The organism is Nonomuraea sp. NPDC050310, from assembly GCF_040655795.1.
In the GTDB taxonomy this organism is placed as follows: Bacteria; Actinomycetota; Actinomycetes; order Streptosporangiales; family Streptosporangiaceae; genus Nonomuraea.
In genome coordinates this window covers 211273-224343 of record NZ_JBFAKP010000001.1, presented here as the reverse complement: position 1 = coordinate 224343, position 13071 = coordinate 211273, and the positions used below count along the sequence as shown (strand labels likewise).

The 13071-nt window shown below is 69.4% G+C and carries 13 protein-coding genes; 3 read left to right on the top strand and 10 right to left on the bottom strand.

Features of this window, described 5'->3' with window-relative positions; all coding sequences use genetic code 11:
- Positions 1-40: 40 nt before the first annotated feature.
- The 5 genes from AB0I67_RS01150 to AB0I67_RS01130 form a co-directional block, all read right to left on the bottom strand.
- Positions 41-652, bottom strand: coding sequence for a hypothetical protein (locus AB0I67_RS01150; protein ID WP_357915638.1), 612 nt, complete (start codon positions 650-652; stop codon positions 41-43).
- Positions 653-665: 13 nt separating this feature from the next.
- Positions 666-1394: a class F sortase gene (locus tag AB0I67_RS01145; protein WP_357915635.1), complete on the bottom strand. Its 729-nt coding sequence runs from the start codon at positions 1392-1394 to the stop codon at positions 666-668.
- On the bottom strand, positions 1391-2680 hold the full coding sequence (locus AB0I67_RS01140; protein WP_357915632.1) for a hypothetical protein: 1290 nt from the start codon (positions 2678-2680) through the stop codon (positions 1391-1393). Before AB0I67_RS01140 ends, AB0I67_RS01145 begins: the two co-directional genes overlap by 4 nt.
- A gap of 152 nt (positions 2681-2832) precedes the next feature.
- Positions 2833-3606 carry a class F sortase gene (locus AB0I67_RS01135; protein ID WP_357915629.1) on the bottom strand — a complete coding sequence of 258 codons (774 nt, stop codon included), beginning with the start codon at positions 3604-3606 and terminating at the stop codon, positions 2833-2835.
- A complete protein-coding gene (locus tag AB0I67_RS01130; RefSeq protein ID WP_357915626.1) occupies positions 3603-4997 on the bottom strand; it encodes a hypothetical protein in 1395 nt (464 codons plus the stop codon). The genes AB0I67_RS01135 and AB0I67_RS01130 overlap by 4 nt, the downstream gene beginning before the upstream one ends.
- 167 nt (positions 4998-5164) lie before the next feature.
- Here AB0I67_RS01130 and AB0I67_RS01125 point away from each other — a divergent pair, with 167 nt between their 5' ends.
- Together AB0I67_RS01125 and AB0I67_RS01120 are read left to right on the top strand one after the other, a co-directional pair.
- Positions 5165-6310 (top strand): acyl-CoA dehydrogenase family protein, encoded by a 1146-nt coding sequence (locus tag AB0I67_RS01125; protein WP_357915623.1) that lies wholly within the window; start codon positions 5165-5167, stop codon positions 6308-6310.
- Positions 6311-6394: 84 nt separating this feature from the next.
- Positions 6395-6559, top strand: coding sequence for a hypothetical protein (locus AB0I67_RS01120; RefSeq protein WP_357915620.1), 165 nt, complete (start codon positions 6395-6397; stop codon positions 6557-6559).
- Here the strand turns inward: AB0I67_RS01120 and AB0I67_RS01115 are convergent.
- The 3 genes from AB0I67_RS01115 to AB0I67_RS01105 form a co-directional block, all read right to left on the bottom strand.
- Positions 6516-7310: an alpha/beta hydrolase gene (locus tag AB0I67_RS01115; protein ID WP_357915618.1), complete on the bottom strand. Its 795-nt coding sequence runs from the start codon at positions 7308-7310 to the stop codon at positions 6516-6518. The genes AB0I67_RS01120 and AB0I67_RS01115 overlap by 44 nt on opposite strands.
- A gap of 17 nt (positions 7311-7327) precedes the next feature.
- Complete coding sequence (locus tag AB0I67_RS01110; RefSeq protein WP_357915615.1) at positions 7328-9556, bottom strand: SpoIIE family protein phosphatase; 2229 nt, start codon at positions 9554-9556, stop codon at positions 7328-7330.
- 117 nt (positions 9557-9673) lie between these two features.
- Complete coding sequence (locus tag AB0I67_RS01105; protein WP_357915612.1) at positions 9674-10375, bottom strand: metal-dependent transcriptional regulator; 702 nt, start codon at positions 10373-10375, stop codon at positions 9674-9676.
- 79 nt (positions 10376-10454) lie between these two features.
- Here AB0I67_RS01105 and AB0I67_RS01100 point away from each other — a divergent pair, with 79 nt between their 5' ends.
- A complete protein-coding gene (locus AB0I67_RS01100) occupies positions 10455-11078 on the top strand; it encodes a UdgX family uracil-DNA binding protein (protein ID WP_357915609.1) in 624 nt (207 codons plus the stop codon).
- On the opposite strand, the gene AB0I67_RS01095 is transcribed toward AB0I67_RS01100, so the two are convergent.
- The gene (locus AB0I67_RS01095) at positions 11047-12288 is read right to left on the bottom strand and encodes an MFS transporter (protein WP_357915606.1); all 1242 of its coding nucleotides are present in this window, start codon (positions 12286-12288) and stop codon (positions 11047-11049) included. The genes AB0I67_RS01100 and AB0I67_RS01095 overlap by 32 nt on opposite strands.
- A gap of 10 nt (positions 12289-12298) precedes the next feature.
- Positions 12299-12940 (bottom strand): pyridoxamine 5'-phosphate oxidase, encoded by a 642-nt coding sequence (gene pdxH, locus AB0I67_RS01090; protein ID WP_357915603.1) that lies wholly within the window; start codon positions 12938-12940, stop codon positions 12299-12301.
- Positions 12941-13071 lie beyond the last annotated feature (131 nt).

The window sequence follows — 13071 nt, the reverse complement described above, 5'->3', positions numbered from 1 at the left end:
GAGCGACGTTCTAGTTGCGCACGGGCCTCGGCCCCGCGGGTCAGTCGATGCGGAAGCGCCAGCGGTCGACGGCGATGCCCTGGAAGCGCTCGGCCAGGGCCAGCGCGACCTCCCGGTCCTCCAGCTCGATGCGGCAGGGTTCGGAGCTGTACGGCTCGAGCGTACGGCCCGCCGGCGAGGGGTCGGCGGCCGGGATCAGCACGGCGTCCTTGTACTCCACGACGCCGTAGTCGCGGTCCTCGGCCTCGCCGAGCAGCTCTTCCAGCTCCTCGGGCTCGGGGCGGACCGGGAGCAGGACCAGGAACTTCTCGTCCTCGTCGGCCGGGTCCACCACCTCGCCGCGGCAGACCGTCAGGCCCTCCAGGCGCAGGGCCAGGCCCTCGGCCAGGTAGCGGTCGAAGAAGTCCAGCGGGAGCGGGCCCTCGGCCTCGACCCGGCAGGCCCACGGGGTGTCGAACTCGCCGCCGGTCAGCTCCGGCTCGACCTCGACCGGGGCGTGGATGCGGCAGTCGGCGGCCAGGATGTCGTCGCGGTCCTGCCTGGCTTCGGGGTCGGCCAGGAGGATCAGGGCCAGGAGCTGCGATTTTTCCGGCTTTTTCGGAAATATCGCAGTAGGGCCGGTCTTGATACGTCGTTTCGCCAACCAGCCCATGCCGGCCTCTCCCTCACGACCTATAAGAGCTCGTCATCGTCGCGTAGACGATGATGTTGTCCGTGTAGTGCCCGGTCTTCCTGTTGTACGTGCCGCCGCAGGTGATCAGGTGCAGTTGCGCGTTCTCCTGATCCCCGTACACGCGTTCCGTCGGGAACACCGTCTTGCCGATCTGCTCCACGCCGCCCACCGTGAACACCGCGGTGGTGCCGTCGTAGCGCTGCACCTCGATGATGTCACCGTTGCGGATCTCCCCGACCCGGCTGAACACCGCGCTCTTCGTCCTGGTGTCCTTGTGGCCCAGCATCACCGCCGGACCGTTCTGCCCGGCGGTCGGACCGTGCCGGTACCAGCCCACCAGGTTCGTGTTGTCAGCCGGCGGGGTCTCGATCGCGCCGTTCTTGTCGATGCCGACGTCGCGGATCGGGGCGTTCACGCCCAGCCGCTTGATGATCAGACGCTTGGGCGTGCTCGGCTGCATCGGCGGTGCGGGCACCACCTGCGGCAGCGGCGGCGGGGCCGTGGGCGGGGCCGACCACAACACCTGCTTCGCCGGGCCCTGGCCCTCGGCCTGGGGCTGCGGCTGAGCGTCCACGCTCAGCGAGTCGCGCTCGCTGGCCAGGCCGTACTCCGCCGGGTTCATCACCATGATCAGAAGCCCGACGACCACCGTCACCACGCCCAGGACCGCCGCGAAGATCAGCGTCGACCTGAGTACCTTGCTGCTGGTCTCCACGGTCACCCTCGGACGCTACGGCGACGCCGCATCATCAGCCCACCGACCCCGGCCGCCAGGATCATCGCGGTGCCCGCCATCACGAAGTTCCGCCCATCCGGCCCCATCTCCCCACCGCCACCGGTCTCGGCCCCAGCCTTCGGCGTCTTGGTGACCTTCCCGATCGGCGTCTTGGGCGTCTCCGTCACCACCACGGTCTTGGTCGTGGTGGGGCGGGGGGTGGTGGGAGTGGGAGTCGGGGTCGTGGTGCTGCCGCCGCCGGTGCCCGCCGCCACGGTGAAGGTGTAGGACTTCAGGTTGGTCTGTGCGGTGTCCAGCGCGCAGTTGATCGTCGCCGCCGTCGCGGACGTGCCGATCTTCAGCGGGCCGGGCTTCACCGTCACCGTGCCCGTGGTCGTCGGCTTCACCTTGACCGAGACACTCGGCAGCGTGATCGGCGAACCCGCGGTGACGGCCGTGATCGACCCTTCACCTGTGCCGGTCGACAGTCCGGCACCGACGACGGAGAGCTCGACGAACACCTTCTGCGCGCCTGTCATGCCCGTCGGCGCCTTGAGCTGACCGCCGTCCGTCGTGGCGTTCGTGGCACTCCAGCCGATCGAGGTCTCCTCGTTGGCCTTGGCGGAGGTCGGCATGGTCAGAGTGACGTTGAGCTCGACGTCCTCGTCACCGGTGTTGACGCCGGTGCACTTGTACCAGACCTCGTTCTCCGCTCCCCCGGTCCCGCCACCAGTGCCGATCGGAACGGTGAGCGTGTCCGTGTCAGTCGTGGTGCAGTTCGACGTCGGCGCGCCCGTCGTGCTGAGGGACAGGATGAGCGGGTCCGTGTGCGGCTTGAGGATCAGGTTGCTGCCACTGGTGCCTGACACGGTTACGGTGCTGGTCATCGTGGTCGCCGCCACCGCTGTCGTGGTGATGGCAGCGGTGCCGGTGTAGGCCAGGTCGGCGGGGGTGCCGCCCTGAGTGGCCGCAAGCTTGCCGGACACCTTCAGATGCGCGTTGCTGCCGGCCGCCGGTGCCTGGGCGAGAGTGAGCGCAGGCAGCGACCAAGTGACCGTCGCAGTGCCGGAGACGGTGTCGGGCGTGCTGATCTTGACCTCGATGGTGGTCTGCGCCTGGAGGAGGCCCGCCGCGCACGAGTAGGTGAACGTCGCCTCCTTTACCAGGGCCGCAGAGCTGGCCTGCGCTGGGAGAGCGAAGGTGGAGCCGGCGAAGAGTCCAAGCACACTCGCGATGCCCAAGGCGGAACTCTTGCGGGCGAAGCGGCGAAGCCACGCCTTGGACGTCAACACTGTCAATCTCCGTTTCAGCACAGATGACCGGTTCAACAGGCGATCCAGGATTCCAGTCGTGGGTCACAGTTAGGTTGAGATCCTACGAACTGTCCCTGGGAATTGCCCGGAAACCGCAAAAACCGTCACAAGGTCACCAGATGTACCCGGCATCAACCTTTCTTCAGTGACAACGTCGCGTAAACGATGATGTTGTCCGTGTAGCTGTGGTCGGCGGCGTTGTACACGCCGCCGCAGGTGATCAGCCGGAGCTGCGAGTCGGAGGTGTTCCCGTAGACCCGGTCGGTCGGGAAGGACGACTTGCTGACCTGCTCGATCCCGCTGACGGTGAAGCGCACGACCTTGCCGTCGGAACGCGACACGTAGATGTTGTCGCCCTTGGACAGTTCCCGCAGCCGGTTGAAGACCGCGGCGCCCTTGCGGGTGTTGACGTGGCCGTTGATGATCGCGGGGCCGACCGCGCCGGGGACCGGGCTGAAGCGGTACCAGGCGGTGAGGTTCGGCTTGGCGAGCGAGGGCACGCCGAGGTCGCCCTTCTCGTTCACGCTGACCCGGCCGACGGGCGCGTTGACCTTGATCTTGGGGATGCGGATCCGGAGCGGACGCACCTTGCCCCGCGCGGTGGTGGCGAAGGGCTTGGTGATCTTCTTCGGGTCCGCGGCAGGCGGCGGCGGCGCCTGGAGCTGGGCGGCGGTCAGCGGGAGCGGCTGGCCGTCCGTGCCGAGCCCGCCCGGGCCGACCGACGCCGGGAGCTGGAACGCGCCCGCGTTCTGGACGTCGACCTTGACCACGCCCTGCGCGGCCAGGGGCGAGACCCGCGAACCGTCGTCCACCGGCGGCACGAGCATCAGGAGCCCGGCCATGATCGCGCCGACACCGGCCAGCGAACCGGCCACCATCAGGCCGGGAAGCAGCTTCTTGCTCATGCCTGGATCCCCTTCGGGAGCGCCACGCGGCGCCGTCGCATCATCAGTCCGCCTGCCGTACTGCCGACCAGGAGCACGCTCCCGCCCAGGAGCAGGTAGTACGGCTCGCTGCCCGGATCGGGCGCCTCACCCGAGGCCACGCCGCCCTTGGGGGTCTTGAGCACCTGGGCCTTGACATAGGTGGTCTTCGTGGGCTTGGGCGTGGGCGTCGGGGTGGTGGTGGTCGTCGTCCCCTGCCGCTGCCCGACCGCCCGCTCGGGGAGCTGGATGATCGGGTACGGGTTCTGGTGGTGATCGTGGTCGTCGTCGTCGTCGGGGTTGCCCGGGTTGGGGGGCGGGGTGGTCGTGCTGGTGGGGGGCGGGGTGGTCTGGGTGTTGGTCGGGCTCGGCGAGGTGGGGGGCGGGCTGGTGGGCGGCTGGGTGGGGTTGCCGATGTTCAGCTCGATCGCCCCGGGCACGCCGACCGGGACACAGGTCGCCTTGAGGTAGTCGGGGGGCGTCTCGATCTTGCCGGTGATGACCCGGAAAGCGTCGAGGTACGCCAGCTTGTTCTCCTGGTTCTCGACCTCAAGCGTGTGCTCGCCGTACGGGAAGACGGGCGAGGTCCAGAGGACTTCCTTGGACTTGAGCCCGGTCATGGGGACGCCGTTGGTGTCACGTCCGGGCTCCACCGCGGGGTCGGTGACCAGCTTGCCGTCGAGGTACAGCTTGACGGGGCCGAGACCCGGGGCGCGGCGGGCGATGTAGGACACCTGCGTGCCGCGGAAGGTCAGCTTGGCCTTGGCGCCCATGCCGTTGGTGTAGTGGACGTCGCTGAGGTGGTCACCCTCGGACTGCGGCGTGTACTTCCAGTCCCAGACTCCGCCGGGGAACTCGACCTGGGCGAAGTAGTCCTCTTCGTACTTGCTGTTGATCATCACCTCCCCTTCGGCGGGGGTGAACTTGACCTCCAGGCCCTTGGGCTCCAGCCGTACCTTGCCGAAGCGGGTGAAGATCCCCGAGTCGGACAGCCCGGTGGGCGCGTCGAGGTAGTCGCCGGGCACCAGCACCTTGTCGTGGGTCACGCCGCCGCGGGGGCGGAGGATGCCGTCCCAGGCGCCGGTGATGTTGACCGAGCCGAGCAGGTCGAGGCGGGCGCCGGGACGGAAGTAGTCGGGCGAGCCGAAGCGGCGCCCGTCGGCGTAGGTGAGCGCCCACTCCACGGCCAGGGTGCCGTTGGTGACCTTGGGTGTCATCGCCGCCTCGACGGTCACACCCTGAGCGCCGGCGACGCCGCCGGTGCAGTGGTACTTGAAGATGAGCGACGCCTCGGACTGCGCGGGAGCCGACGCCACGACCAGCGCGGTGGCCGCGGAAAGCCCGACTGCGGAGGCGGCCAATGCCAGACGCATGCGACTCACGGAACACTCCGATCACACCAGTAAACCAAAGGTAGATCTTAGAGGCCGAAACGAAACCAAACAGGACCCTCTCCACGACTTGTGATGAACCCGTGTCTCGGCCCGGGAAGCACCAGAACGATATTCTGAACCAACTGATCCCGGCCTGGAGGCGAGCGATGCGGAGAGACCTCTTCGAGGAAGAGCACCTGCTGTTCAGGGAGACCGTGCGGGAGTTCATGGCGCGCGAGGTCACCCCTCACCACGACCAGTGGGAGAAGGACGGCATCATCCCGCGCGAGGTGTGGAAGAAGGCCGGCGAGGTCGGGATGTTCGGGTTCTCGGTGCCCGAGGAGTACGGCGGGGCCGGGATCACCGACTTCCGCTACAACACGGTGATCATCGAGGAGATCATCCGGAGTGGCGCCTCGGGTCTGGGCTGGGGGCTGCACAACGATGTGGTCGCGCCGTACCTGGTGGAGCTGACCGACGAGGAGCAGAAGCAGCGGTGGCTGCCGGGTTTCGCCAGCGGCGAGCTGATCACGGCGATCGCGATGACGGAGCCGGGTGCGGGCAGCGACCTGCAGGGGGTCAGGACGACGGCGATCCGCGACGGGGACCACTACGTGGTCAACGGCCAGAAGACCTTCATCACCAACGGCATCAACTCCGACCTGGTCGTCGTGGTCGCCAAGACGGATCCGGCGGAGGGCGCGAGGGGCATCACGCTGCTGGTGGTGGAGCGCGGGATGGAGGGTTTCACCCGGGGCCGCAACCTGGAGAAGGTCGGGCTGAAGGCGCAGGACACCGCGGAGTTGTTCTTCGAGAACGTCCGGGTGCCGGTGGCCAACCGGCTGGGCCCGAACGAGGGCGAGGGCTTCTTCCACCTGATGAACAACCTGCCGCAGGAGCGGTTGTCGATCGCGGTGGTCGCGGTGGCGGCGGCCGAGGCGGTGCTGGAGATGACGCTGGAGTACTGCCGGACCCGGCAGGCCTTCGGCCGCACGCTGGGCAAGTTCCAGAACACCCGGTTCGTGCTGGCCGAGCTGGCCACCGAGGTGGAGATCGCCCGGCACTACGTGGACAAGTGCATCGTGGCGCTCAACGCCAAGGAGCTCACGGTGGTGGACGCGGCCAAGGCCAAGTGGTGGACCACGGAGCTGCAGAACAAGGTCATCGACCGCTGCCTGCAACTGCACGGCGGTTACGGCTACATGCTGGAGTACCCGGTGGCCAAGGCGTGGCTGGACGGCCGGGTCCAGACCATCTACGGCGGGACGACGGAGATCATGAAGGAGATCATCGGCCGGTCCCTGAACCTCTGACCGCCGACGCCAAAAGAGCCGCACCGAAATCTCTGACCCCCGGCAGCAGGCCGCCGCGCCGGATTCTCTGACAAACTGGAGAATATGGACGGCGGCCTGATCCTCCTGGTTTTCCTGGCCTTACTGTTCGCCTGGGGCCTCAACCGCGTGCGGCGGGCCCTGCGGCTGGGCCCGGTCGGCTACGCGGGCGTGATGATCGTCTTCATCATCGCCATGCTGCTGATCTGGGGGCAGACGCTTCGAGGATGACCCCGGCCACCAGCGCGGGATCGTCGCTCATCGGCACGTGCCCGCAGCCCTTGAGCAGCTTGACCCGCTGCCCCGACCACTTGGCCGCCCGTACGGCCTGGCGGCGCAGCAGCAGCCGGTCGTGCTCGCCCCACGCGATGGTGATCGGCGACTTCGGTGGCGCGGGCGGCAGCAGCCCGCCGAAGGAGGCGAGCGTCCGGTCGAAGCCGGTCGACTCCGCGAGCGCCTGCGTGGCCTCGGCCAGCGCGGTGGGCGTGAGCCGGGCAGGATGCGCCACCAGCAACCCGGATGACAGCGCCCGTCCCGCCGGGTTCTCGGCCAGCCGGCCGGCGAGCCGGGGATCGGTGGATCGGGCCGAGGCGCGCATCGCCCGCAGCACCGACTGCGCCCACACCAGTTCGGCGCGCGACCAGAACCCGGCCGGCGACAGGGCGGTAGCCGTACTGACTCCACCCCTGGAGGCCAGCTCCAGCGCGATGTAGCCGCCGAGCGAGTTGCCCGCCACGTGCGGCTCGCGGACGCCGAGCAGCGCGCAGAAGGATTCGACCGCGTCGGCCAGGCTCTCGGCGGTGTACGGCACGCCCGCCGGCAACCCGGGCGAGCGCCCGAACCCCGGCAGGTCGACCGCGATGACGTCGTGGTGCTCGGCGAGCCGGTCGAGGACCGGCCGCCAGGCCTGCCAGTGGTGGCCGATGCCGTGGACGAGGATCAGCGCCGGTCCGGATCCGCGGCGCTCGAATGCCAGCTCCATGCCGTCGAGTGAACCACTCAGCGGCTACGGGTGGGAATCTCGAACCAGACGGCTTTGCCTTCCTTGGTCGGACGCGAGCCCCAACGCTTGGCGAGCTGGTCGACGAGGTAGAGGCCGCGCCCGCCCTCGTCGTTCTCCCCCGCGCTGCGGATGCGCGGCAGGCGGAGGTCCTGGTCGAAGACCTCGACCCACACCGATTCCTCGCCGCGCCGGATGCGGAGGGTGAACTCCTTCTCGCCGATGGCCTCCTCCTCGAAGCCGGGCACGTCCCACGACTCCTCGAAGGGCAGCGGCGGGCCTTCCATGACCAGTTCGCGGCGCGGGATGCTGGCGCTGGCGGCGTGGAGCACGACGTTGGTGACGACCTCGGAGACCAGGAGGCAGGCCAGCTCGGCGCGCTCCTCGGGGACGTTCCACTCGGTGAAGGCGTCGGCGGCCATCCGCCGCGCCTCGCCGACCATGATCGGCTGGGCGGGGAAGGTGCGCTGCTCGACGTGCAGGTCGGTGTCGCTGGAGCGGATCACCAGGATCGCCATGTCGTCGTCGATCTCGCCGGGCACGGCGATGGTGGCCGCGTCGGCGATCCGCTCGACCGGGGCGTCGGCGACCTTGGCGAGCTGCTCGCAGAGCACGCCCAGCGTCTCCTCGTCGCTCGGCATGCGGCCGCCGGACTCGCGGCCGGGACGGCGGTCCACCAGGCCGTCGGTGTAGAGCAGCAGCGCCGAGCCGGACGGCAGGGTGAGCGTCTCCTCCTTGTAGACCAGGTCGGCGTGCATGCCCTTGGCGCGGACGCCGAGCGGCTGGCCGACCTCCTTGATCTCCAGCTCCTCGCAGGCGCCGTCCCGCAGCACGAGCGGCGGGGCGTGCCCGGCGTTGGCGAAGGACAGCTCGCGCGACCAGGCGTCGTAGACGAGGTACTGGCAGGTCACGATCGGCGGGACGCTGATCTCGGCGCCGCTCTCGTCGTACTCCGGGGTGGAGATGACCCGGGTCCACTCGTCCAGCTTGGCCAGGATGTCGGCCGGCGGCTTGTCGTCCTGGGCGAAGGCGCGCAGCGCGGCGCGGAGCTGCCCCATGATCGCCGCGGCCTTGGCGCCACGGCCCTCGACGTCGCCGATGACGATGCCGACCCGGCCCGCCGAGAGCGGGATCACGTCGTACCAGTCGCCGCCCACCTGGGTCTGGATGCCCTGCCCGTGCGAGGCCAGCGGCGCGGCCGGGTAGTAGCGGACGGCGATGTCGAGGCCGTCGAGCTGCGGCAGGGCGCGGGGCAGCAGGTGCTTCTGGAAGGACTCGGCGGTGTGCCGCTCCTCCTCGAACAGCAGCGCGTTGTCGATGGCCAGCGCCACGCGGGTGGCGATGGCGCCGACGAAGTCGCGGTCGAAGGCGTCGTAGTGGGGGCTGCGCCGGTCGGTGAGGTTGGACAGGCCGAGGTACATCAGGCCGAGCGTCTCGCCGCGCACGCACAGCGGGGCCACGATCGCCGAGGTCATCCCGACCTCGCCGCAGAGCCGGGCGCTGCCCTCGCCGGGGCTGGGGAAGCTGCTGGAGGCGAAGTCCTCGACCAGGATGGTCTCCTGGCGGCGCATCGCGGTGTCGGCGTAGTGGCCGGCCTGGTAGCTGATCTCGGAGCCGACCTGCTTCCACGTGCCGGGCGGCGGGGTCCAGCCCTGGACGTGCTGGGAGACGCGCCGGACGAGCCGGTCGCCCTCCATGAGCTCGATGAAGCAGTGGTCGGCGAACTGCGGGACGAGCATCTCGGCCACCCGCTTCAACGTCTCCTCGACGTTGAGCGAGCCGGCCAGCCGTTCCCCGATCCGTTCCAGCAGGCCGAACCGGTCCTTCTCCCGCTCGTTGGAGCGCATCGCCTCGCGGGCGATGATCACGATGCCCGTGGCCGAGCCCGAGGAGTGCCGCAGGGGCACCGCCTGAGCCCGGACGTAGATCATCGTGCCGTCGCCGCGCCGGACGTCGAAGGTGCCCTCCCACACGCCGCCCTTGAGCACGTGCTTGGCCAGTTCGATCGCCAGGGGATGGTCCTTCTCCATGATCCCCAGCGACAGAACCGACTGCTCCCGGGCGGAGGGCCGGCCCGAGCGCCCGAAGAGCTTCTCGGCGAACGGGTTCCAGTAGAGCAGGTTGCTGAACCGGTCGGTGACGACCACCGCCATCTCAGCGTTGTCCAGCACGGACGCGGCGGACAGGTGGTCCAGCGCGTCCTGGGACAGGTCTCCCCACCGTTTCATCCGGAGACCACTCCTCGAAGGTGCATGTGCACAAAGCGAACCACGGGCGCTCCTGCAACAGTCGTGTTCCGGGAGTGGAGGGGCTCCCCTTCGGGATCGGACCGCCGACCTCGCCGGTCAGCGGGCCGAGACGAAAACGTGCGCGGCGATCTCACGCGGAAGCTCCGCGAGAGAATTCTGCGCCTCGTCGTCACCTGTCACCCGCACACCGTCGTCGCTCGCCGCGAGCGTCACCTCGCGTCCGGGTTGTATCCCAACTTGCTTGAGTTTAAGCATCACAGCGGGATCGCTTTGCACTTGTTCGCTAATTCGGCGGACGACAACGGGTATATCTCTGGGTCCCGCGACGTCGGTCATCGACCGGAGCACGCTCTCGGCCTCCAGTCCCTCGGGTGCGCCGAGCTCGGCCAGTCCTGGGATCGGGTTGCCGTGCGGGCAGACCGTGGGGTTGTCGAGCAGCGAGACCAGCCTCGTCTCCACCGACTCCGACATGACGTGCTCCCAGCGGCACGCCTCGATGTGCACCTCTTCCCAGGGCAGGCCGATCACCTGCGTGAGCAGGCATTCGGCGAGCCGGTGCTTGCGCATGACCCGGACGGCCAGGGTGCGGCCCAGGTCGGTCATCGACAGGTGCCGGTCGCCCTCGACGCGGACCAGCCCGTCACGCTCCATCCGGGCCACGGTCTGGCTCACGGTGGGGCCGCTCTGCTGGAGCCGTTCGGCGATACGCGCACGAAGGGGAACAATCCCCTCCTCTTCGAGCTCGTAGATCGTCCGGAGGTACATCTCCGTGGTGTCGATCAAGCCGTGTGCGGTCAAGGCTCCTCCCTCCTGAATGCTGTGCCGGTCGTCGGGCAGGGGACTCCCCCGAGAAACCCTATTGGGAGAACGACCGGCGATGGCAACGGACGGAAACACCGGAGCGGCCCAGTTCCTTCCCGGCGAGCCGGATCTCGGCTCGTTGCGCGAGGCGGCCGCGCGCTGCGAGGGCTGCGGCCTCTACCGCGACGCGATCCAGACGGTCTTCGGCGAGGGGCCGGCGAAGGCTCGTTACGTGCTCGTCGGCGAGCAGCCGGGCGATCAGGAGGACCGCCGGGGCGAGCCTTTCGTGGGCCCGGCCGGGCGGGTGCTCGACCGCGCGCTGGAAGAGGCGGGCATCGCGCGCGAGGAGACCTATGTCACTAATGCCGTCAAACACTTCTCTTTCACGATGAAAGGTAAAAGACGGATTCATCAGAAACCGACCGCGGCGGAAATCGACGCTTGCCGCCCGTGGCTCGACGCCGAACTCACGGTGATCCAGCCGAGCGTGGTCGTCCTCCTCGGCGCCACCGCCGCCCAGTCGTTGCTCGGGCGCTCCTTCCGCGTCACCCGCCAGCGCGGCCAGGTGCTGCCCTTCCACGACGCGCTCGCCGTGGCGACCATCCATCCCTCCGCGGTCCTGCGCGCGCCCGACCGGGAGCAGGCCTACGCGGGCCTGCTCGCCGACCTCAAGGTTGCCGCTGGGGCCGGTAGTTCCTAAACCCCGGTACGGCAAGCCCGACCACGAGCACAGCCGCCGCGCAGGCCAGTCCCCCGCCCACCCACGCCGTGGTGAGCCCGAAAGCCTCGGACGTGCCGCCGGCCCGCAGGTCGCCCAGCCGTGGCCCGCCCGCGACGACGACCATGAAGACGCCCTGCATCCGCCCGCGCATCTCGTCGGGCGCGTAGAGCTGCAGGATCGACTGCCGCCACACCGACGAGACCATGTCCGCCACGCCGCCCACCGCCATGAAGGCCACGACCAGCCACAGCTCGTGCACCAGCCCGGCGGCGGCCACCGCCAGCCCCCACACCGCGATCACGATCGTCAGCGCCAGCCCCTGGCGCCGCACCCGGCCGACCCAGCCGGAGAACAGCCCGCCCAGCACGGTGCCGATCGCCATGGCGGAGGTCAGCCAGCCCAGCGCGATCGTCGAGCCGCCGAAGCGCGCGTCGACCACCTCGGGGAACAGCGCCCTGGGCAGCGCGAAGACCATGGCGATGATGTCCACCACGAAGGACATCAGCAGGATCGGGGTGTGCGCGATGAACCGCAGCCCCTCCCAGATCGCCCGCGCGCCGGGCCGGGTGACGACCCCCTGCGGCGGCAGCGCCGGCAGCCGGAGCGCGGCGTAGACGCTGGCCGCGAAGAGGACGAAGTCGACCGCGTAGGCGGCGGCGTAGCCGGAGACGGCCAGCGCCACCCCGCCGATCATCGGGCCGACGACGATGCCCATCATGCCCAGCGAGTTGAGCGCGTTGGCGGCCGGCACGAGCTCGGCGGGCAGCAGCCTGGGGATGATCGCGCCACGGGTGGGCGAGCTGATCGCGAACCCGGTCGCGCCGACCGCCACCGCGGCCAGCAGCATCGGCACGCTGGCCGCGTCGAACAGCGCGATCAGCAGGATGAACAGCACGCTGGCCCAGGCGATGGCCGAGCCGACCACCAGGAGCTTGCGCCGGTCCACCGCGTCGGCGATGGCGCCGCCCCACAGCCCGAAGACGACCAGCGGCAGCAGGTTGGCCAGGCCGAGCATGCCCACCCAGAAGGAGGAGTGGGTGAGCTCCCAGACGTGCTGCGAGACGGCGATCACGGTCACCGAGACGCCCACGGACGAGACGACCTGTCCGATCCAGAGCCGCCGGTACGCGGGGACCTTCAGCGGCCTCGTGTCGACCAGAAAACGTTTGACGATGTCCCCGAATGCCACTTACAGCACATTAAGGGGCAAGTCTCTCCAACACCCAACCGGGATGCGCCGCCCGGTAGCGGAGCCGGTCGTGCATCCGGTCGGTCTGGCCCTGCCAGAACTCCACCTCGCTGGGGATCACCCGGTAACCGCCCCAGAAGTCGGGCACCGGCGGCTCCTCCGGCCAGCGGGCGGCCAGCTTCTCGTAACGCTCGTCCAGCTCCTCGCGGGAGCGGACCACGGCCGACTGGCGCGAGGCCCAGGCGCCGATGCGCGAGCCGTACGGGCGGGAGTTGTAGTACTCCGCCGAGTCGGCCTGCGTCAGCCGTACGACCGAGCCCTCGACGCGCACCTGGCGGCGGATCGGATGCCAGGGGAACAGCAGCGAGGCCCGGGGGTTCTCGGTCAGGTCGCGGCCCTTGCGCGACTCGTAGTTGGTGTAGAAGACGAACCCGCGCTCGTCGTAGCCCTTGAGCAGGACGGTGCGGGCACTGGGCCGGCCACCGGCGGAGGCGGTGGCGACGACCATGGCGTTGGGTTCGGGGAGCCCGGCGGCCAGCGCCTCCTGGAACCAGATGGCGAACTGCGCGAAGGGGTCGGCGGCCATCTCCGACTCGAGCAGGGGCAGGCCCTCGTAGGAGCGGCGGAGACCCGGAAGCGAGGTAGCGTCCACGAGCGGTATTGTTGCGCGCTTGCTCCGGTCTTGCGCACTCGCCCCACCAGCGCGGATGCCCGTTCGGCGTGCCCGGAGTCAGAGCATGTCGCCGGAGGGGGTTAAATTGACCCGCCGGTATCTCGACATCA

Excerpts from the sequence above, each read along its gene's own strand:
- AB0I67_RS01150 (WP_357915638.1), bottom strand. The coding sequence starts at position 652 with ATGGGCTGGTTGGCGAAACGACGTATCAAGACCGGCCCTACTGCGATA.
- AB0I67_RS01135 (WP_357915629.1), bottom strand. The coding sequence starts at position 3,606 with ATGAGCAAGAAGCTGCTTCCCGGCCTGATGGTGGCCGGTTCGCTGGCC.
- AB0I67_RS01130 (WP_357915626.1), bottom strand. The coding sequence starts at position 4,997 with ATGCGTCTGGCATTGGCCGCCTCCGCAGTCGGGCTTTCCGCGGCCACC.
- AB0I67_RS01125 (WP_357915623.1), top strand. The coding sequence starts at position 5,165 with ATGCGGAGAGACCTCTTCGAGGAAGAGCACCTGCTGTTCAGGGAGACC.
- AB0I67_RS01120 (WP_357915620.1), top strand. The coding sequence starts at position 6,395 with ATGGACGGCGGCCTGATCCTCCTGGTTTTCCTGGCCTTACTGTTCGCC.
- AB0I67_RS01115 (WP_357915618.1), bottom strand. The coding sequence starts at position 7,310 with ATGGAGCTGGCATTCGAGCGCCGCGGATCCGGACCGGCGCTGATCCTC.
- AB0I67_RS01110 (WP_357915615.1), bottom strand. The coding sequence starts at position 9,556 with ATGAAACGGTGGGGAGACCTGTCCCAGGACGCGCTGGACCACCTGTCC.
- AB0I67_RS01100 (WP_357915609.1), top strand. The coding sequence starts at position 10,455 with ATGGCAACGGACGGAAACACCGGAGCGGCCCAGTTCCTTCCCGGCGAG.